22 protein-coding genes are annotated in these 17,751 nt (G+C 40.2%); 2 read left to right on the top strand and 20 right to left on the bottom strand.

Annotated features, from left to right (window positions below):
- Positions 1–8: 8 nt before the first annotated feature.
- From QFZ72_RS10780 to QFZ72_RS10745, 8 genes are all read right to left on the bottom strand, one after another.
- Positions 9–704 (bottom strand): demethylmenaquinone methyltransferase, encoded by a 696-nt coding sequence (locus QFZ72_RS10780; protein WP_307432936.1) that lies wholly within the window; start codon positions 702–704, stop codon positions 9–11.
- Position 705: 1 nt separating this feature from the next.
- A complete protein-coding gene (locus QFZ72_RS10775; RefSeq protein ID WP_307439708.1) occupies positions 706–1,512 on the bottom strand; it encodes a heptaprenyl diphosphate synthase component 1 in 807 nt (268 codons plus the stop codon).
- A gap of 114 nt (positions 1,513–1,626) precedes the next feature.
- Entirely contained in the window at positions 1,627–1,854 is a 228-nt protein-coding gene (gene mtrB / locus QFZ72_RS10770) for a trp RNA-binding attenuation protein MtrB (RefSeq protein WP_133310347.1), read from the bottom strand.
- Between the two features lie 19 nt (positions 1,855–1,873).
- Positions 1,874–2,440, bottom strand: coding sequence for a GTP cyclohydrolase I FolE (gene folE / locus QFZ72_RS10765; RefSeq protein ID WP_307432931.1), 567 nt, complete (start codon positions 2,438–2,440; stop codon positions 1,874–1,876).
- Positions 2,441–2,655: 215 nt separating this feature from the next.
- Positions 2,656–2,934, bottom strand: a complete 279-nt coding sequence (hbs, locus tag QFZ72_RS10760) for a non-specific DNA-binding protein Hbs (protein ID WP_029280242.1) — start codon at positions 2,932–2,934, stop codon at positions 2,656–2,658.
- Between the two features lie 527 nt (positions 2,935–3,461).
- A complete protein-coding gene (gene spoIVA / locus QFZ72_RS10755; protein WP_307432924.1) occupies positions 3,462–4,940 on the bottom strand; it encodes a stage IV sporulation protein A in 1,479 nt (492 codons plus the stop codon).
- Positions 4,941–5,140: 200 nt separating this feature from the next.
- Positions 5,141–5,863 (bottom strand): hypothetical protein, encoded by a 723-nt coding sequence (locus QFZ72_RS10750; RefSeq protein WP_307432921.1) that lies wholly within the window; start codon positions 5,861–5,863, stop codon positions 5,141–5,143.
- Positions 5,864–5,890: 27 nt separating this feature from the next.
- Entirely contained in the window at positions 5,891–6,091 is a 201-nt protein-coding gene (locus QFZ72_RS10745) for a DUF2768 domain-containing protein (RefSeq protein WP_070878173.1), read from the bottom strand.
- A 146-nt stretch (positions 6,092–6,237) separates the two neighbouring features.
- On the opposite strand from QFZ72_RS10745, the gene QFZ72_RS10740 reads away from it, so the two are divergent.
- Positions 6,238–6,390, top strand: coding sequence for a hypothetical protein (locus QFZ72_RS10740; protein ID WP_307432917.1), 153 nt, complete (start codon positions 6,238–6,240; stop codon positions 6,388–6,390).
- Positions 6,391–7,011: 621 nt separating this feature from the next.
- Here the strand turns inward: QFZ72_RS10740 and QFZ72_RS10735 are convergent.
- The 5 genes from QFZ72_RS10735 to QFZ72_RS10715 form a co-directional block, all read right to left on the bottom strand.
- Positions 7,012–8,046 (bottom strand): NAD(P)H-dependent glycerol-3-phosphate dehydrogenase, encoded by a 1,035-nt coding sequence (locus tag QFZ72_RS10735; RefSeq protein ID WP_307432915.1) that lies wholly within the window; start codon positions 8,044–8,046, stop codon positions 7,012–7,014.
- A 15-nt stretch (positions 8,047–8,061) separates the two neighbouring features.
- Complete coding sequence (der, locus tag QFZ72_RS10730; protein ID WP_252201338.1) at positions 8,062–9,372, bottom strand: ribosome biogenesis GTPase Der; 1,311 nt, start codon at positions 9,370–9,372, stop codon at positions 8,062–8,064.
- 163 nt (positions 9,373–9,535) lie between these two features.
- Positions 9,536–9,727, bottom strand: coding sequence for a capping complex subunit for YIEGIA (locus QFZ72_RS10725; protein ID WP_223436315.1), 192 nt, complete (start codon positions 9,725–9,727; stop codon positions 9,536–9,538).
- Positions 9,724–10,620 carry a YIEGIA family protein gene (locus QFZ72_RS10720; protein WP_307432905.1) on the bottom strand — a complete coding sequence of 299 codons (897 nt, stop codon included), beginning with the start codon at positions 10,618–10,620 and terminating at the stop codon, positions 9,724–9,726. The genes QFZ72_RS10725 and QFZ72_RS10720 overlap by 4 nt, the downstream gene beginning before the upstream one ends.
- Position 10,621: 1 nt before the next feature.
- Positions 10,622–11,215, bottom strand: coding sequence for a YphA family membrane protein (locus QFZ72_RS10715; protein ID WP_307432902.1), 594 nt, complete (start codon positions 11,213–11,215; stop codon positions 10,622–10,624).
- A 184-nt stretch (positions 11,216–11,399) separates the two neighbouring features.
- Here QFZ72_RS10715 and QFZ72_RS10710 point away from each other — a divergent pair, with 184 nt between their 5' ends.
- Positions 11,400–11,531 carry a YpzI family protein gene (locus tag QFZ72_RS10710; RefSeq protein WP_307432898.1) on the top strand — a complete coding sequence of 44 codons (132 nt, stop codon included), beginning with the start codon at positions 11,400–11,402 and terminating at the stop codon, positions 11,529–11,531.
- Between the two features lie 106 nt (positions 11,532–11,637).
- Here QFZ72_RS10710 and fni read toward each other — a convergent pair whose 3' ends face one another.
- The 7 genes from fni to ypeB all read right to left on the bottom strand — a co-directional run bounded on the left by fni (position 11,638) and on the right by ypeB (position 17,741).
- Positions 11,638–12,699 (bottom strand): type 2 isopentenyl-diphosphate Delta-isomerase, encoded by a 1,062-nt coding sequence (fni, locus tag QFZ72_RS10705; protein WP_307432895.1) that lies wholly within the window; start codon positions 12,697–12,699, stop codon positions 11,638–11,640.
- A gap of 12 nt (positions 12,700–12,711) precedes the next feature.
- A complete protein-coding gene (gene rpsA / locus QFZ72_RS10700) occupies positions 12,712–13,857 on the bottom strand; it encodes a 30S ribosomal protein S1 (protein WP_307432892.1) in 1,146 nt (381 codons plus the stop codon).
- Between the two features lie 130 nt (positions 13,858–13,987).
- Entirely contained in the window at positions 13,988–14,572 is a 585-nt protein-coding gene (locus tag QFZ72_RS10695) for a lysophospholipid acyltransferase family protein (RefSeq protein WP_307439706.1), read from the bottom strand.
- A 5-nt stretch (positions 14,573–14,577) separates the two neighbouring features.
- Positions 14,578–15,249, bottom strand: a complete 672-nt coding sequence (gene cmk / locus QFZ72_RS10690) for a (d)CMP kinase (RefSeq protein WP_307432889.1) — start codon at positions 15,247–15,249, stop codon at positions 14,578–14,580.
- A gap of 85 nt (positions 15,250–15,334) precedes the next feature.
- Positions 15,335–15,529 carry a DUF5359 family protein gene (locus QFZ72_RS10685; RefSeq protein ID WP_252201344.1) on the bottom strand — a complete coding sequence of 65 codons (195 nt, stop codon included), beginning with the start codon at positions 15,527–15,529 and terminating at the stop codon, positions 15,335–15,337.
- 52 nt (positions 15,530–15,581) lie between these two features.
- On the bottom strand, positions 15,582–16,250 hold the full coding sequence (locus tag QFZ72_RS10680) for a flagellar brake protein (protein ID WP_307432884.1): 669 nt from the start codon (positions 16,248–16,250) through the stop codon (positions 15,582–15,584).
- 147 nt (positions 16,251–16,397) lie between these two features.
- Positions 16,398–17,741 carry a germination protein YpeB gene (gene ypeB, locus QFZ72_RS10675; RefSeq protein ID WP_307432881.1) on the bottom strand — a complete coding sequence of 448 codons (1,344 nt, stop codon included), beginning with the start codon at positions 17,739–17,741 and terminating at the stop codon, positions 16,398–16,400.
- Positions 17,742–17,751: the final 10 nt, after the last annotated feature.

Below are 17,751 nucleotides of genomic sequence, written 5' to 3'. Positions count from 1 at the left end.
CTAAATCATTATTTGCAGCCGAGATGCATAGCAGCTACGCCGCATGTAAAAGGCTTCACTTCCACATCTTTAAAGCCTGCATCTCTGAACATTTGTGCAAGCTCCCGCATTCCGGGAAAATCCCTTGCTGATTCCTGCAGCCATGAATATTCATTATAGCTTTTAGCAAACAGTTTCCCAAAAACAGGCATCACAAATCGGAAGTAACCATAGTAAAGCTGCTTAAATCCGATCATGGTCGGCTGTGAGGTTTCCAGGCAGACTACTTTTCCGCCCGGCTTTACAACACGGTGCATTTCCTTAAGCACAGTCATATAGTCAGGAACATTCCGAAGTCCAAAACCAATCGTAACATAATCAAACGTGTTGTCTTCAAATGGAAGTTCCATAGCATTGCCGTGAATTAATTCAATATTGGAGTAATTTTTTATTTTCTCTCTGCCAATCTTCAGCATATTGTTGCTGAAATCAAGGCCAATTGCTCTGCCCTTCTCCCCAACAGCATCAGCCATAGCAATTGTCCAGTCAGCTGTACCGCAGCAAACATCCAGGGCAATCGAACCTTGTTTGACATTCATTCTCTTCATTGTTTCCCGGCGCCAGGCAATATGGCGCTGAAAACTGATGACCGAATTCATCTTATCGTAGTTTTTATATATTTTTTCAAATACAGAATGGACTCTTTCTTCTTTCGACTGCTGCATTTCATAAACCTTCTTCCGCGAGCGTAGTGTACCTTATATCCTGATTATACTTGAATGATTGCAATCTTGCTAACAGGACTTTCTGCAGAGAGGACGGCTGCTGAAAACAGCTTTCTAAAAGGTCGGCTGTCTCTTCGAAATAACGGTTGCAGAACTCTTTTAAATACACACCGGTAAATTCGATTGTGCCGATATTTTTCTTCTTTTTCTCCAAATTTCCCATGATGGATAAAGATTCTGCGCTGTATCTGTTTTTCTCGAGCGTCAGCCGTTTGTAAGACAGAAATTTAGTCGACAGCTTAGAGAATAAGCCTGCCTGAAAATAATCAGAAACATGCTGAAAAAGAGCTGTTTCTACTTTTATGATACTTGCAACGAATGAATCAAAATCACTTACAGTCTCTTCGTACAGGCGAATTTTATGTTCGTTAATCTCTTTTATTGCCGTTGCTAACGTTCGAATCATTCCAATGTCCTGCATTTCTGATAATAACGCGTAATACAGACCGCTGAAGTAGTCTCCTGCAAGAACAATTAACTGTCTTTGCATAAACTCTTCCTGCTTTAAATGAACGGAAGTGGATACTTCATCATGAGTATCAAGGGCAATTTGCACAAGCATCGCTGTAATTATGTAGTTCTCTTTTTTTTCATCTGGAAGATCAATCTGATCGAACAAAGCATAGAAGAGGAGCAGTTTATCTTCATCAATAACAGGAGAAGGTATATATTTTGCTAAAAATGGATGAGTGAGCTTTGAGTGTAACGCGTCTTTTATCTTAGCCATTTGTACATAGATGTCTTGCAAATGAATCACCCTTGTCCCCATGTAAATAGATATTTTTTCGAAAAAGCCAGCAACAGCAACAAAAATTTACAGCTGAATACTACTCATTATACCATATCTGCAGCCCTCAGAAAATTATCTTCTGGAGTCGCTTTCTATTTCTCCGTAGCTTGTTTGAATAATGGCTTTCCCTCTTATCTTAATAGCAGATGTGTGTTCAGTAAATTGGGCAATCATTACCTCGCCTTTATCCAGCTTCTCTGAATGATGAAATCTAGTATCCGATCCGCGGGTCAGACCGATGACATTCACTCCATCCTCTACCGCTTTTATCACTAAAAAGTCATTTGTGTTGTCTTTCATATGTTCACCCCCCGAACCCTTATTCTTTAATAAATGATAATACTTCAGCTCTGGCTGCAGGATCGTTCACAAAAACACCTCTGACAGCGGATGTGATCGTTTTGCTTCCCGGCTTTTTGACTCCGCGCATTGTCATGCACATATGTTCAGCTTCTACAACCACCATTACGCCATGCGGTTCTAGAGAATCAACAATGCTCTCTGCAATCGTCGAGGTAATCCTCTCTTGAAGCTGAGGTCTTTTGCAAACTGCTTCCACAGCTCTGGCAAGCTTGCTCAGCCCTGTTACTTTTCCGCCTTTTGGTATGTATGCAATGTGAGCCTTTCCAAAAAACGGAACCAGGTGATGCTCACACATAGAATAAAATGGAATATCCTTGACTAGCACGAGTTCTTCATGGTCTTCTCCGAACACCGTTTTAAAATGTTCTTTTGGATCTTCGTTCAGTCCAGAGAATACTTCGGCATACATTTTAGCAACACGTTTGGGAGTATCAAGAAGCCCTTCGCGATTTGGATCTTCCCCGATCGCCTCAAGTATGAGCCTTACTGCCTCTTCGATCTGCTGTGTATTAATTTGCCCCATAAATATCCTCCTAAAAAACAATATATTTGATACAGATTCTAGCATATGTAAGAGATTAAAAGCAAAGAATGATGTATCTTGTGAAGTATATAAGAGAGAGGATGCAGGCTCATATCTGCAATTTGTGCCAGAACAAAGGAAAAGCCCCTATAAAAGGGGCTATCCATGGCATCATTGTGTATGTAATTTATGCATCATACACGGGTAAGAGCACATTATTTTCCAGCAACAGCGTCTTTAAGAGCTTTACCTGGTTTGAACGCAGGCACTTTGCTTGCTGCGATTTCGATTTCTTCGCCAGTTTGTGGGTTGCGCCCTTTACGAGCCGCGCGCTCACGTACTTCGAAGTTACCAAAACCGATCAATTGTACTTTATCACCGTTTTTAAGTGCATCCAAAAGTGTATCGAAAACAGCATCAACAGCTTTCGTTGCATCTTTTTTTGATAATTCGCTAGCTTCTGCTACCGCGTTGATTAGTTCTGTTTTATTCATGCCTTTCACCTCCTCCCAAAGATTGATTGTTAAGCAATAAAAGCATTCTGTTATTTTCATTTCTTCACAGATTATGCAGAATCTATACATGATAGATAAGCATTTTACTGTTAACACGCTAATCTTATACGATTTACGGCTATAATTCAATGATTTTCCGCATGAATATTGGGTTTCTAGGAAGAATCGACCAATACAGAAAATAATTTCTGATAGTAGATTAACATATCCTTTTTCGCTAAGCAAGGAGAAACCTTTATAAAACCTATATAAATCAATAAGTGAAGGTGCTTTCAGCGAACGTGCATTCCCACCAGGATCTTATTTCACAAAAAAATAATAGAAGAGGCAAATATTATTTTGGAATATGTAAAACTTATTAAAAACACTAATACATATTGAGAAAGAAGTAAACATTAATTTTATTAAAATAAAATTTTGTAAGCTAATTGTCATCGAAATGAAAACTATTTTTAAAGACAAAAAGATGACCACTTTTTTTGTGGTCATCTGTTCTCTTGCCTATTCTACAGGATAATCGCAATTAAACCGCCAGAGCCTTCGTTAATAATGCGTTCGAGCGTTTCTTTCAACTTATATCTTGCATTTTCAGGCATTAATGAAAGTTTTGCCTGAATTCCTTCTCTCACGATGGAACTCAGACTGCGTCCGAAAATATCGGAATTCCAGATCGACAGCGGGTTATCTTCAAAATCCTGCATCAAGTATCGAACCAGTTCTTCACTTTGTTTTTCTGTTCCGATAATTGGAGCAAATTCTGACTCCACATCAACTTTAATCATATGAATCGATGGGGCCACAGCTTTTAACCGGACTCCGAATCTTGCACCCTGCCTGATAATTTCCGGCTCATCAAGGCTCATGTCGCTAAGTGCAGGAGCTGCAATGCCATAGCCTGTTTGTTTTACCATTCTAAGTGCATCAGATACTTGATCATATTCCGCTTTTGCATATGCAAAGTCCTGCATAAGCTGCAGCAAGTGATCTTTCCCGCGGATTTCTACTCCAACAACCTCTTTTAAAATTTGGTCATATAAATCATCAGGCGCATACAGGTCAATTTCAGCGATCCCCTGCCCCATTTCAATCCCTGCAAGGCTTGCCCGGTCAATGAAATCATATTCACTGAAATAACCTACCACACGATCAACATCTCTTAGCCTTTTGATATCCTGGACCGTGTCTTTGACTGCTTCCTGATAGCTTTCCCGCAGCCAGTGATTGTCGCGCAGAACCATTACCCAGCTAGGCAGATTCACATTTACCTCAAGCACCGGGAACTCATACAGCGCTTCACGAAGAACGTTCATGACATCTGTCTCGCGGATACTTTCAACACTCATCGCAAGGACCGGAATGTCATATTTTTCACTGAGCTGTCTCCGGAGTGTTTCTGTTTCAGGATGATAAGGCTGAACCGTATTAATAATCATAATGAAAGGTTTTCCGACTTCCTTTAATTCCTCGATGACCCGTTCTTCAGCTTCAATGTAATCCCTTCTTGGGATTTCGCCAATTGAGCCGTCTGTCGTAATGACGACACCGATAGTTGAATGCTCCTGAATCACCTTGCGTGTGCCGATTTCAGCCGCTTCATGGAAAGGAATCGGCTCCTCATACCACGGAGTATTGATCATTCTTGGTCCATTTTCGTCTTCATACCCTTTTGCTCCAGGTACTGTATAACCAACGCAATCTACCAATCTAATATTGACGTCAAGTCCCTCTTCAACATGTATTGAAACCGCTTGATTCGGAACAAATTTAGGCTCTGTCGTCATGATGGTTTTTCCAGCAGCACTTTGCGGCAGCTCATCCTGTGCCCGTGCCTTATCTGCTTCATTATCAATATTCGGAAGCACGACTTGCTCCATGAACTTTTTGATAAAAGTAGATTTGCCTGTTCTTACTGCTCCCACTACTCCGAGATAGATATCGCCGCCAGTGCGCTCTGCGATATCTTTAAAAATATCTACCTTTTCCAAGTGATCCCCTCCCGATCATAGGCTTCTTGGGTTATTGACCGTCTGCTTCTTCGTGTTTTAGGACACTATATATTTATGACGTTGTCCTATTTATTTATGACAGTGATCTGAAATTTTTTTCATTTCATTTTTCTTATATGATTTTAAAAAATGAAAAACCCTTCTTTCAGAGTTTATTTCTCTTAAGAAGGGTTCATGACTTATTTATCTAAAAAGACAGGTTCATTTTTTTCATTGACTGTATAAGGCAATGAAAATGCAGGTACAAACGGAGAATCCTCAACCAAAAGATTGCGTATGTCTTCACCTTTTGCGGCTGTATTTTTCTTTTCGCTTAATACTTTGTACAAATCAATGCGGTAATCAACGTATACTTCCCCGGTATTATCAATGACAAAAGGCAGTGTTTCGCCGGAATAAGGACTTACAGCATGAGGAGCTTCCTCATAGCCAAGTTTCTTGTAGTCCAGGGTAAACACATTTTCAGCTACAACCTTTTTATAGGGCGGATAGCCGCCGCTCGATGCTTTATACACATTTAATCTCGTTTTTAGATCACGTATTGCTTCTGAGATTCTGAGGTCAATCAGTTTTACCGTTGGGTTTTCCTCCACATCAACAAGCACATACAAATAAATTCCGCCGCTTTCATAGGATGTTCCAGGCGGTTCAGCCATGTATTTCGGCACAAGCTGGGCAAAATCAACCGGGTATTTCTGATAAATAGGCGTTTTCATATCTCTTGTTTTAATCGGAAGCAGTCCTCCGGAATCTTCTTTAAACCGGTCAATCGTGTTTTGAACTCCTGCAATCTGATCTTCATACGGAACCTGATTCCGGCTTAGTTCCTGATCAGGATACAAGCAGCCTGAGAGCAGTGTCATAATTAAAAAAACAGGTAACAAAGAAGCAATCTTTTTCATGAAAATCTTCCTTTATAGTGAAGTTCTTTATTCATTAACAGGCCCGCTGAAAACAACGAAAAAAATCAACAACCCTGCCAGAATCATAAAAAAATAGGCAATTGCGGCAAAAGCAATCTTTAAAAACCCTTTCATTTTAAATCTGCTGAAATAGATTGATATAATCGCAACAAACATAAACCCCATTGAAGCGAGAGCAATCCACATCTTCATCAACGCTGGACTCATTCCCTTACCTCCCCTTATTATCCGAAAAATATTATATCACAAGAAATGCGGAATCGCCTGTTTAGCTCCGACAGAGAGATAAGGATCCGACAGAAAAGTCCGGGTTTGACTTTTTTGCGGAGCCGTTCTGGCCGAGGAGCTGGGCGATGGAGCTGGACATCAAGAAATGCGGAATCGCCTGTTTACTTAGAAAAGCGGAACCGACTGTTCAGCTCCGACAGACAGATAAGGAGCAGACTGGAAAGTCCGGGTTTATCATTTCTGTGCTAAAACTCCGAATCTGGTACAGCCGGAAATGATAATTTAGCCAAATTCGCCTATTTATTAGCCAAAATCTCATTTTATTTAGCCGTTTTCCGATTTTATTTAGTCGATTTTGCATTTATTATAGCTTTACAGTTTTTTGATATTGCCGTTTTGCAGCTTATTAAGCCGCACTGGGCAATATTTAGCTGATATCCTGATTTACTAGCCGAGTTCGGGTTATATCAAGAGCTGATCACCGTAAAAAGATGGATCAGCAACTTAGCCGTTCACTCTGCTTCTCTATGTATGCCACACTTCCAAGAAACACAATGGCTTATCCCTTTTCATAACAAAAAAAAACCGAAGTAAAGAGGGGGCAGCTTTACTTCAGCCATGTTTTTTGCTTAGGACTAATCGGAACCCATTGATTAGAGCAACTCATAATTTACTACGATGCATTTTATGCGAATTTCAGAGCATTTGCATCCTCTAATGCCTATTTTTATGGATAAAGTAAGCCATTTTAAAGGGCAGAGAGGAAACGTAAGTATGTGATTCAATGCTATAGTGTGATTCACGCATTTGCACCTAGTGGTCCGTTTCATGAGTAAGATTGTTATTCTTTCACAAACTCAAGCTATTCTATGCATTTCCCGGCCCTTGTGCCACAAGAGTCAGCTGCGATTTTCACTAATATTCACAAGATCTTCCATTTCGTGTGTTTTCACTCTGGCCATGAGGGAATCAACGGCATCTTTTACTTCTTTATCGTTGAATAAGACATCATACAGAGCTTCTGTAATCGGCATTTTCACTTCATATTTTTGGGCAAGCTGATAGGCTGCCTTAGTCGTTCTGACGCCTTCTACGACCATGCCCATGTTTTCGAGAACATCCTCAAGCTTTTGGCCTTTTCCAAGCAAATTGCCGGCTCTCCAGTTTCTTGAGTGAACGCTTGTACAAGTAACTATTAAGTCTCCTATACCTGTGAGTCCCGAAAACGTTAACGGATTTCCGCCCATTATACTGCCAAGGCGCGCTATTTCCGCAAGGCCTCTCGTAATAAGAGCAGCTTTGGCATTATCTCCGTAACCGAGACCGTCCGTGATTCCTGCTGCAAGTGCAATGATATTTTTCAGAGCTCCGCCAATCTCAACCCCTATGACATCAGGGTTTGTATACACTCTGAAATGCTGATTCATAAATAAATCCTGAATAAGCTCTGCTGCTTCAAGGTTATCAGATGATGATGTTACCGTTGTCGGCTGTCTTAAGCTCACCTCTTCAGCATGGCTTGGCCCTGATAAAACCACTACATCCTGAAGGAGGTTAACAGGCACTTCCTCTTTAATAATTTCAGATATGCGCAGGAGGGAATCCGGCTCAATTCCTTTGCTTACATGGACAATCGTCAATTTATGATCTATCACTTTTATGACATCCTGAAGAACTTCTCTTATTGCTTTAGTCGGAACAGCCAAAACCGCGATATTTACTGAATTCAGTGCTTCAGCTAAATCTGTATAGCCTTTGATAGCATCTGAAAGCTCTACATCAGGCAAATATTTTTGATTCCGGTGTGTTTCATTAATTTGCAAAATCAGCTCTTCGCGATGCCCCCATAGTCTTACTTCGTGATTATTATCTGCGAGTACAATACTGAGCGCTGTTCCCCAGCTGCCTGCACCAAGAACGGCAATTCTTTCCATCCCTATTCACCCCTATTATTTTCTGGCTCTTGCGAAAATCTTAATTGGCGTGCCTTCAAAACCAAATGCATCACGGATTCTGTTTTGCAGGAATCGTTCATATGAAAAATGCATTAATTCTGGTTCGTTAACAAAAATAGCAAATGCCGGCGGCTTAACAGCAACCTGTGTAGCATAATAAATTTTCAATCTCTTGCCTTTATCAGTAGGAGTAGGATTCATCGCTACTGCATCCATGATGACATCATTCAAGACGCTTGTTTCAACACGCAGAGAGTGATTTTCACTGGCCATAATGATTTTTGGCAGCAATGTATGGATACGTCGGGTCGTTTTTGCAGACAGGAAAACGATTGGAGCATAGTCCAGGAATAAGAAATGCTCTCTAATGTTCGTTTCGAAATCTTTCATTGTTTTTTCATCTTTTTCAACTGCATCCCATTTATTCACGACAATCACGACTGCACGCCCTGCTTCATGTGCGTAGCCTGCAATTTTTTTATCCTGCTCGATAATGCCTTCTTCCCCGTCAATGACAACCAGTACGACATCTGAACGATCAATGGCTTTCAGGGCGCGAAGAACACTGTATTTTTCAGTGGACTCGTATACTTTTCCCTTTTTTCTCATGCCGGCAGTATCAATAATAACGAAATCCTGTCCTTCATACCGGTAACTCGTGTCAACTGCGTCCCTTGTTGTACCTGCAATGTTGCTCACGATTACGCGGTCTTCTCCAAGAAGTGCATTCACAAGCGAGGATTTACCGACGTTTGGACGTCCGATTAAGCTGAACTTGATTGTTTCTTCATCATAATCTTCCGTCACAATATTTTTGAAATGCTCTGCAACTGCATCGAGCAAATCTCCAAGTCCCAAACCATGTGATCCTGAAATTGGGAATGGCTCTCCAAATCCAAGCGCATAGAAATCATAGATGCTGGCTCTCATTTCAGGGTTGTCCACTTTGTTTACAGCAAGTACAACCGGCTTTTTGCTGCGGTAGAGAATTTTTGCCACTTCTTCATCTGCAGCGGTCACACCTTCTCGTCCATTTGTCAGAAAAATAATAACATCCGCTTCATCAATCGCAATTTCAGCCTGCTGACGAATTTGAGCTAAAAACGGCTCATCTCCAATATCAATTCCACCTGTATCAATTACGTTAAATTGATAGTTCAGCCATTCTCCTGAACTGTAAATTCTGTCTCTTGTTACTCCTGGTATATCTTCGACGATTGACACACGCTCGCCAACGATTCGATTAAAAATCGTCGATTTCCCGACATTCGGGCGGCCGACGATTGCAATTACCGGTTTAGCCATAGCAATCTTTCCTTTCAACTTGCAGTTTATGTATTTTAATGCGGGCAACATATAAGTTCATATCTTACATTATAAGCTTTCCCTTTTCATGAAAGAAACCCTTCTCTATTTTCGGGAAGGGCTTAACTTTTATATACTAGCAGAGTTTAGCATGTTGTACAACTCAATGCTTTACAATAATGTACAGATCTTCGCCAATTCCGTGAGCTATTCCATCTAAAATCGCTTCTAGATTTTTTGCGTAAAAATCCATTTCTTCTTTTGTTTTGACTACAAAGACGGCTGTCCCGCCTGTTACTTTCTCAGGGCTTGTCGTTACTGCTGCCAGAATATATTTTTCGAGTGATGTGTTCACTTTTCAGACCTGCCTTTTTTATTCGCCTTGGATTCACTTGGCATTCTAATCGCATTTTCAAGCGTAGGAACTTCCCCTATAACCGTTTTAGCAAGCTCAATGTCTCCTCCTTGCGGAAGGACAAATACACCTACTCTTCCATCATCCAAATCACGTTTAGCAAGCGGAACCAAAGATGGCTCACCAGAATCGCGGTGCACACCTAGAGCTGTTGACACATCGTGCAGAATCGCCTGTCTTTGGCCAAGATTTGCAATGGTCGTTCTTGCATTGTAATTTTTCGGAGTCAAAATAAAGCCCATGCCATATTTCAATACAGCTTCCTGCTTTTCAGGTATCCCAATATTCATTATATAAATGTTATCAATATATAAACCTGCGCCTTCAAAATGAGGTTCTTTATATTCAATATGGACGATATCCTTCATTTTGCTGCCGGCCATTAGTTTTTTAGAAACGATCAGACATATTACACCTGCTGCAAGGGCTGCCCAAATGCTAAAAACTAAATACGCAAAGGTAGTCATTAAAGAAGTAAAAATCACAAGGTAATTTCTGCTTTCAAAGGCAACGGCAATTCCCTCAATGTAGGTGTTTCCTCTGGGAACAAGCTCATATCCGTCCAGCTCCGACAGAGTATTCCGTTCCATGTTTCTGACTTCTCTGAATTGCGAAGCAGCAAGCGTGAGAAAGGTAATCGCAGTAAATTCTTCCTCCATTATTGCGGGGATGGCAATTGTACCAAGACCGGCTGCAATAAATCCCAAAGCAACATGAATTATTTTACCATGCAGATAGGTAGGGTACTGCCTGTAATCTGTTCGGAGCATATACAGTCTTGAAATAACCCCAAAAGCAACACCGAATAAAATCGGATAAGTATACTCATTCATATTAAGCCTGCTTCCCCTTTGCTGATTTTTGAGCCTGCTGATTAAATGACGGCATAATTTGTTCTAAATAAGTCCACGCACATACGATAAAATATCCAATCGCAGCCATATTCAAGTAATCAGCTGTTCCGATTGTTAATCCATTATGAAATTTGCTCAGGATCACCCAGAACAATAACTCCCCCTGGCTCATAGAAAGGACAAGTAGTCCTATACGTTCGGGCATACTTTTCCCCAGATAAATTGCTAATATACTGATAACACCAATAATGACAAAGAAACGATCGACTATAAACCATACTGGATCAAAAATTTCGAATAAATGTATGCCTGCATAGGCACTAGTTAACGTCATCACAGAAAAAAAGTGATAAACCCTCCGCTTGCATCCCGAAGCCAAATAATACCCGATGCACAGAACCAGGATAAAGGAAATTCTAACCGAAAAAGAAGAAACCTCTATAAACATTTCTCCAGATGCTATGCACACTAAAATAACCGCTGATATCATTGTTCGCCTTATGGATTTTTGCAGGAAAAAAGCAGCGATAATCCAAGCTCCCCACAAAATCCAATAATAAAAGACATTTTCCACCATTCTCACTCCTATTCTTACCATTATGGGTGGATTCTTTGATCTTTAATCCACTTATTGATTGAAAAGGGCTGTTTATACCCAAGAATTTTTTCCTGGATGATATAATGCTCTATCTCAAAAATTGAATTCATGGAGAATGGATGCTTGAGTCATACTAAAGGAATACAAGGAGGGATATGTAATGGGACGTGACCGTCAGGAAAAAAAGCTGAAAGCAAGCAAAATAGTTGAATCTGACCGAGATCAATCACTTAATTACAAAGGAGCCACTTCTTTAGAGAGCCCTGAAGAATCAAGAGCGCGAAACAAATAGGAAAGCGGATCAGTCCGTTTTTCTCGAAACAAACCAAAAAGGCGCCTAATAAAAAGGCGCCTTTTTTTCAAAACAAAATCCGCACCCTTTAATAGGATGCGGATTCTTATTTTTCTATAATTCGATTGCTGAAGAATTTTGTATCAATGTTTCGCTCATTTAATCTATGATGAGTCAAACCGGATATAATGACAGGTGCATTTTGAAGATGACTGATGCTTACAGCTCCGAGTGCTGTCATGATCATTCTCAAATCATCCTGAACGGTTTTAATTTCTGAAACAAGAGCATCATAGCCGTCTTCAATTAATATTTTCAGAAAGAATCCTGCCATCCCTGCGCTGGATGCGCCGAGGGAAATTGCTTTTGCTATATCCATCGCGTCCTGTATGCCTCCGGAACCAAGAATGGAGATGCCTTTAACAGACGATTTGAGCTCGGCAATTGAAACAGCGGTTGGAATTCCCCAGTCATTGAAATAAGATAACAGTCTGCTTCTTCTTTCGTTTTCAATTTTCGCAAAGTTCGTTCCGCCGAAGCCCCCGACGTCTATAGCTGTCACGCCTGCATCTCTCAGCTTTTCGGCCGCTTCACGGTTCATTCCGAATCCGACTTCTTTTACGATAACCGGAACCTCTGACGCTTCTGCAATGGCAGAAATTCTTTTTAAAGCACCGCTGAAATCCCTGTCTCCTTCAGGCATCACTAATTCCTGAACAACATTTAAATGAATTTGAATGGCATTTGCTTCGATCATATCAATGGCCATTTTTGCCTGATCCGGCGTTGCTTCGCTTCCAAGGTTTGCAAAAAGCAAGCCCTGTTGATTAACCTTCCGTACGACTTCATAAGAAGGCCTTTCTGAAGCATCGCGAATAGCAGCCATTTGCGAACCGACAGCAAGCGGTATTCCGCACTCAGCAGCAGCGGAAGCCAAAGCTTCATTAATTTTGACGGTTTCTGTTCCGCCCCCGCCTGTCATTGCATTGATAAAAATTGGCGAACTTAGAACAAGTTCGCCAATTTCAGTGTGCAGATCAATGTGATGAACAGCAGTATCAGGCAAGCTCTGGTGCAGAAACATGACATCATCAAATCCGTTTTCTCTCAGCTGCCCTGTTTTTAATGCATGTTGAATATGGTCGATCTTACGCTTAGCTCTGCTCACAGTCATCACCGTTTATTTCAATTTATTTAATTTATCGCCAATCATTTCACCTAATTGAAAACCTGAAGACTCTTCTTTAGCCTGATAATTGCGGTAATCTTCTTCATCGGCTTTAGATGGACCTTCTAATTCTCTAATACTCAGGGAAATTCGCTGTTCGTTTTCATTTACATCCAATACCTTCACTTTTACTTCTTCATTCTCTGAAAGCACTTCATGAGGTGTGCCGATGTGCTTATTGGAGATTTGAGAAATGTGAACAAGACCTTCTACACCAGGCAGAATTTCTACAAATGCACCGAAAGAAACTAAACGTTTCACTGTGCCGTCCAAAACATCGCCGGCTTTTACTTTATCAGAAATGTTTTCCCAAGGTCCAGGAAGGGTTTCTTTAATAGATAGTGAGATTCTTTCGTTATCGCGGTCAATCGATAACACTTTCACTTGAACTTTTTGTCCTTCTTCTACAACTTCAGACGGTTTATCGACGTGATTATGTGACAGCTGTGAAATATGAACCAGCCCGTCAATGCCGCCGATATCGACAAAAGCCCCGAAATCAGTCAGACGCTGAACTGTTCCCTCAAGCACTTCGCCTGCTTTAATCATATCTAATCTTTGCTGTTTCTTTTCACCGTGTTCTTTTTCAACTACAGCGCGATGGGATAGGATGACACGATTTTTCTCACGGTCAATCTCAACAACCATCAGTGACAGCGTTTTTCCTTTATAGTCAGAAAAATCTTCAACAAAGTGAGATTCCACTAATGATGCAGGAATGAATCCTCTTACACCAAGGTCAACCACGAGGCCTCCCTTAACAACATCCTTGACTTCCGCATCAAACACTTCTTTTGATTCGAATTTAGTCTGCAGCTGATCCCAGGCAAGATCTGCGTCAATTGCTCTTTTAGAAAGGATTAATGCTTCATCCTCGACTTTTGTCACTTTTAACTGCAATTCTTCATTTTCACTTACAACATCAGAAGCTTTTTCAACGTGCAGACTGGATAGTTCGCTTATAGGAATAATACCCGTATGTTTCACGTTGTCAATTTCAACAATTACCTGTTTGTCTTCCACCTTGGTAACGATCCCTTTCAGAATGTCACCAACTTCCGGTGTTTTTACTTCTACATCATTCATGTCTTCAACCATTCCAATTACCTCCTTGGTCACAACCCACGACTTAGTTGGATATGTATGAAATCACTTTTTTAGAATAAAGTGAAAATACTCTTTTTACTAACTTCTAATAAATGCTACATTTTGTCAAGTAGTAAGACTCTTAAGAACGATGTTTTTCGAGAAGTTCTGCAATTTTTGACATGATCAGCTCAGTTGCCTCTTCAGCCGTTGCTTTTCTTTCTCTTAAAGGATCAAGATTGATAGGTTCACCGAAGAAAACTTTTACTTTTTGAAAAGGCTTATAAGTGCCGATGACCGCACAGGGAACAACTAAAGCATTAGATCTTAGGGCAAAAAAACCTGCTCCAGCAAGACCTTTTCCAAGCTTCCCGTCTTTGCTTCTGGTGCCTTCCGGAAATAACCCCAAAACGCCTCCGTCTTTCAGCACATTTAAACCATTTCTTAAAGCTTCACGGTCACTCATGCCTCTTTTAACAGGGAAGGATCCCACTTTTCTGAGTATACCCCCTAGGACAGGGACTTGAAACAATTCTTCTTTCGCCATAAAATACACTTGCCTTGGAGCTGATATCCCAACTGTAGGAGGATCTAAATTATCAATATGATTCGAACATAAAAGGACCGCGCCTTCTTTAGGAAAATGCTCTTTCCCTTTTACCTCGATCCGGTAAAGCGGAAAGAACACAGATGCTACAGCACCTCTGGCAAATTGATAAAAGTTCATTCTCATCAAAGCCTCTCTTTGACAATTTTTTTGATTTCTTCCACAACACCTGTAATAGACAGTGACGTTGTATCAATTTCAACAGCATCATCTGCTTTTTTAAGAGGAGCAATGACTCGTTCAGAATCCAATTTGTCCCTTCTTGCAATATCAAGCTTCAGCTGCTCTAAATCTGATTCAAAGCCTTTTGATAGATTTTCATCATGACGTCTTTTCGCACGTTCAAGTACAGATGCTCTTAAGAATATCTTAACTTCTGCATCAGGCAGAACATGAGTGCCGATATCTCTTCCGTCCATGACCACTCTGCCGCCGTTTGCCATTTCTTTTTGTCTTTTGACCATTTCTTCTCTGACAGAAGCATGCTTTGCTACTATTGAAACAGAATTTGTGACTTCATGCGTACGAATTACTTCTGTGACATTTTCCCCATTCACATAAACAAGCTGGCCTTTTCCGCTTGGAATTAGGTCTATTTTTGTATTAGACAGGATTTCTTTCAATAGTTCTTCGTTTTCTAAATCCGCATTCTCCTGAATCGCTTTATAAGTAAGAGCTCTGTACATTGCTCCCGTGTCGATATAAACATATGAATAGTCTTCTGCTAAGATTTTTGCAACTGTGCTTTTTCCTGCTGCTGCAGGTCCATCAATTGCAATAGATATATTTCGTTCCATAGGTCCTCCTTGATAGTTTCCTAGATACGTATTCAGGAATCTTCATGCTGCACTTGTTAAAATAAGAAATAAAAATAATGCAGGTCTATTCATCCTGCATAGTTGACTGTTTAAAGGTTTCAAGCCATTCGCTGATTGTCAGCTTATTCACACCTTCATATTGTACCACACGCGAGATGTGGGGCTGCAGATTTGCATTCGTCAGCGCAGCTTGTGCACAAATTAAAAGAATCAATTGAATGATCACAATCTTGATCACAATCCGTTCAAATCGCATCATACCTGTATCCATCTCCACTTTTTATATCTAGTATGATGCAATTAGAATCTTCTTATTCGGCTAAAACTCCCTTTTTCTTTAAAAGCAGCTGCTGGTCAAAGCAAAATTGCAGCACTTTCTTCCGGTCTGCTTCTGATAGATCAAGAAATTGAAGCGTGGCCATGTCTTTCTTTCCGCTTTTTATGATCCTGATCATTTTCGCTTTGATTTTTGCATATTCTGTTGTTCCTTTTTGAAAAGGCAAAGAAAGCCAAGCATGGACCTCTTCATTTTGATTGATCGAGATATGAGGCGGCAGGCTGACTGCAGCACCGCCGGCACTTAAATCAATCGTTGTCGTCACAAACGGCTTAAACATGCCATTTACTGAATGCAGGGCAATATCAATAGCTGTCTCGATCCTGACGTACTCTCTTCTTTGTATTCTTTTCATTTCATGTGCTGCAGGCATTTTAAAGGCAAGCATCGGTATTTTATCTTTGAATCTGCCTAGGACTTCTGTAGGAAAATGATAGACATTTTGATCATTTCCAACGAAGGAGGCATCTAAATGTGTTCCGTTCAGCAAAAAAGATGGTTTTCCTGTCTTTTCATTAAATGGATAATCGGTATATAATACCTGATCCAAAAGATCGACTACTCGGCATTTTAATTTCACAGACTGATCATCTTCTACTTCTAGAAATAAACGATCCCCAATATTCAGCACATGATCACACACTCTCTATTTCTCTCTACTCTAATATTAAATCATGGAATAAAAAAAAGGAAAAGTCTATTTCATCTTTTCCTTTTTTTATTTAGGTTCTTTTCGTTAGATTCATTTTTTTTGAAAAATTGGCTTTTCCATTTTCACACTTTTTTCTTACTAAATTTCCTGATAGATTGGCTCAGAGTTGTCAAGCTTTTCAACTTTTTCTTCCGTTCCATCATTGGCATTTACAAAGATTCTATAAGTATCATTTTCCATTGTTCCTAAGAACTCATAAGTAAGAACTTCTTCACCAAGTTCATTTGTAATGATAGCCAGTCTGTCTTCCTGCACCATTAAATTCGGATTGACAAAGCTTCTTGCTTCTTCTGCACTTATTTTTGCCTGCGGTATTTCGCGTTTTCGGTGTGATGCCAGATAGTCTCTTGCAGAAAAGCCGATTACTTTTCCATCATCAAGAGCCACTTTCATTCTGATTGCATCCGGATAAAGCCTTACATTTTTATAGACTGACACAAATGAGAAAATGCCTATATTTTCAAACTGGGCACTTTCGTATAAAATCAAATCCTCAAACCCCTGATCTTTTAAAAATTTTGACGCATTATTGGAGGCATCATTTAAACTGATCTTAGGGTCTTTTACTTCTCTGTTTTGAAGCAGCCAAATTGGATAGCCGCCTTTTTTTGTAATATCGAGATAGATCTCAGATTTCTTTTTCGGATCGTTTACAGCAACACTGTAGAACTCAAGCGATGAACCTTTTCCATTAGGCGTTACTTTCATGTTTCCGGTTGCACCCGGAACAAACTTTTCTACTATCTTCGGAACTTCTTTTTTGGTAATAACTTGCCCTTTTAAATGGTCAAAGCCTTCTTCCTTCTTTTTTACTGAAGTCAAGGAAGGATCAAAATCTGTTTCTGAATAGGCATTGACATTTTTCTCAACGGTTTTGAATCCATTAATAATGGTGTTATCATCTTTTACATCGCCGGCAGCAAGAGCAAGCTCAACATCCATCCATCTGAGATTATTATCGATAACCATATGCTGTACATTGCGCAATTCTGTTTGTATATCTTCTGATTTGGTATAAAGCTCCTTTAATTTCGCATATTCCTGATCTGATAAAGGCTCTTTATCCAGGTCGCGCACGGCTGTACGGTAGCTGAAATCAGATATACTCGCTAAAAACTCTTCTGTTTTATTAAAAGGGAGCAGGGTCAGCGGCAGCTGCCCAACATCAGAATGAGCTTCTGAAGTAATTCTCCAAACTTCAACTAGTCCTGGTGACAGCGATTTTTTTGAATTCATAGCAAGAGTGGCGCCAATCTTATCGTGCAGCTGATCAACTTGGTAAGTCAAATCATGGAACGCACGCTGATAGTTATTCTCAGCATGAATCAACACTGCATTTTTCTCTTGATGTTCTTTGTAGCCCCAATAAGCCGTTCCAACGACTCCAATTGTTAAAACAGCAATCAAAATTCCTCTGATCATTCCATTCACC

The organism is Bacillus sp. V2I10 (assembly GCF_030817055.1).
Lineage (GTDB): Bacteria > Bacillota > Bacilli > Bacillales > Bacillaceae > Bacillus_P.
The sequence above is the reverse complement of the archived record's forward strand: the minus strand, read 5'-3'. Positions and strand labels throughout refer to the sequence as shown.

Excerpts from the sequence above, each read along its gene's own strand:
- QFZ72_RS10780 (WP_307432936.1), bottom strand. The coding sequence starts at position 704 with ATGCAGCAGTCGAAAGAAGAAAGAGTCCATTCTGTATTTGAAAAAATA.
- mtrB (WP_133310347.1), bottom strand. The coding sequence starts at position 1,854 with ATGAAAGACAACACAAATGACTTTTTAGTGATAAAAGCGGTAGAGGAT.
- folE (WP_307432931.1), bottom strand. The coding sequence starts at position 2,440 with ATGGGGCAAATTAATACACAGCAGATCGAAGAGGCAGTAAGGCTCATA.
- hbs (WP_029280242.1), bottom strand. The coding sequence starts at position 2,934 with ATGAATAAAACAGAACTAATCAACGCGGTAGCAGAAGCTAGCGAATTA.
- QFZ72_RS10750 (WP_307432921.1), bottom strand. The coding sequence starts at position 5,863 with ATGAAAAAGATTGCTTCTTTGTTACCTGTTTTTTTAATTATGACACTG.
- QFZ72_RS10745 (WP_070878173.1), bottom strand. The coding sequence starts at position 6,091 with ATGAGTCCAGCGTTGATGAAGATGTGGATTGCTCTCGCTTCAATGGGG.
- QFZ72_RS10740 (WP_307432917.1), top strand. The coding sequence starts at position 6,238 with ATGGAGCTGGACATCAAGAAATGCGGAATCGCCTGTTTACTTAGAAAA.
- QFZ72_RS10735 (WP_307432915.1), bottom strand. The coding sequence starts at position 8,046 with ATGGAAAGAATTGCCGTTCTTGGTGCAGGCAGCTGGGGAACAGCGCTC.
- der (WP_252201338.1), bottom strand. The coding sequence starts at position 9,372 with ATGGCTAAACCGGTAATTGCAATCGTCGGCCGCCCGAATGTCGGGAAA.
- QFZ72_RS10720 (WP_307432905.1), bottom strand. The coding sequence starts at position 10,620 with ATGAATGAGTATACTTATCCGATTTTATTCGGTGTTGCTTTTGGGGTT.
- QFZ72_RS10710 (WP_307432898.1), top strand. The coding sequence starts at position 11,400 with ATGGGACGTGACCGTCAGGAAAAAAAGCTGAAAGCAAGCAAAATAGTT.
- rpsA (WP_307432892.1), bottom strand. The coding sequence starts at position 13,857 with ATGGTTGAAGACATGAATGATGTAGAAGTAAAAACACCGGAAGTTGGT.
- QFZ72_RS10695 (WP_307439706.1), bottom strand. The coding sequence starts at position 14,572 with ATGAACTTTTATCAATTTGCCAGAGGTGCTGTAGCATCTGTGTTCTTT.
- cmk (WP_307432889.1), bottom strand. The coding sequence starts at position 15,249 with ATGGAACGAAATATATCTATTGCAATTGATGGACCTGCAGCAGCAGGA.
- QFZ72_RS10685 (WP_252201344.1), bottom strand. The coding sequence starts at position 15,529 with ATGATGCGATTTGAACGGATTGTGATCAAGATTGTGATCATTCAATTG.
- ypeB (WP_307432881.1), bottom strand. The coding sequence starts at position 17,741 with ATGATCAGAGGAATTTTGATTGCTGTTTTAACAATTGGAGTCGTTGGA.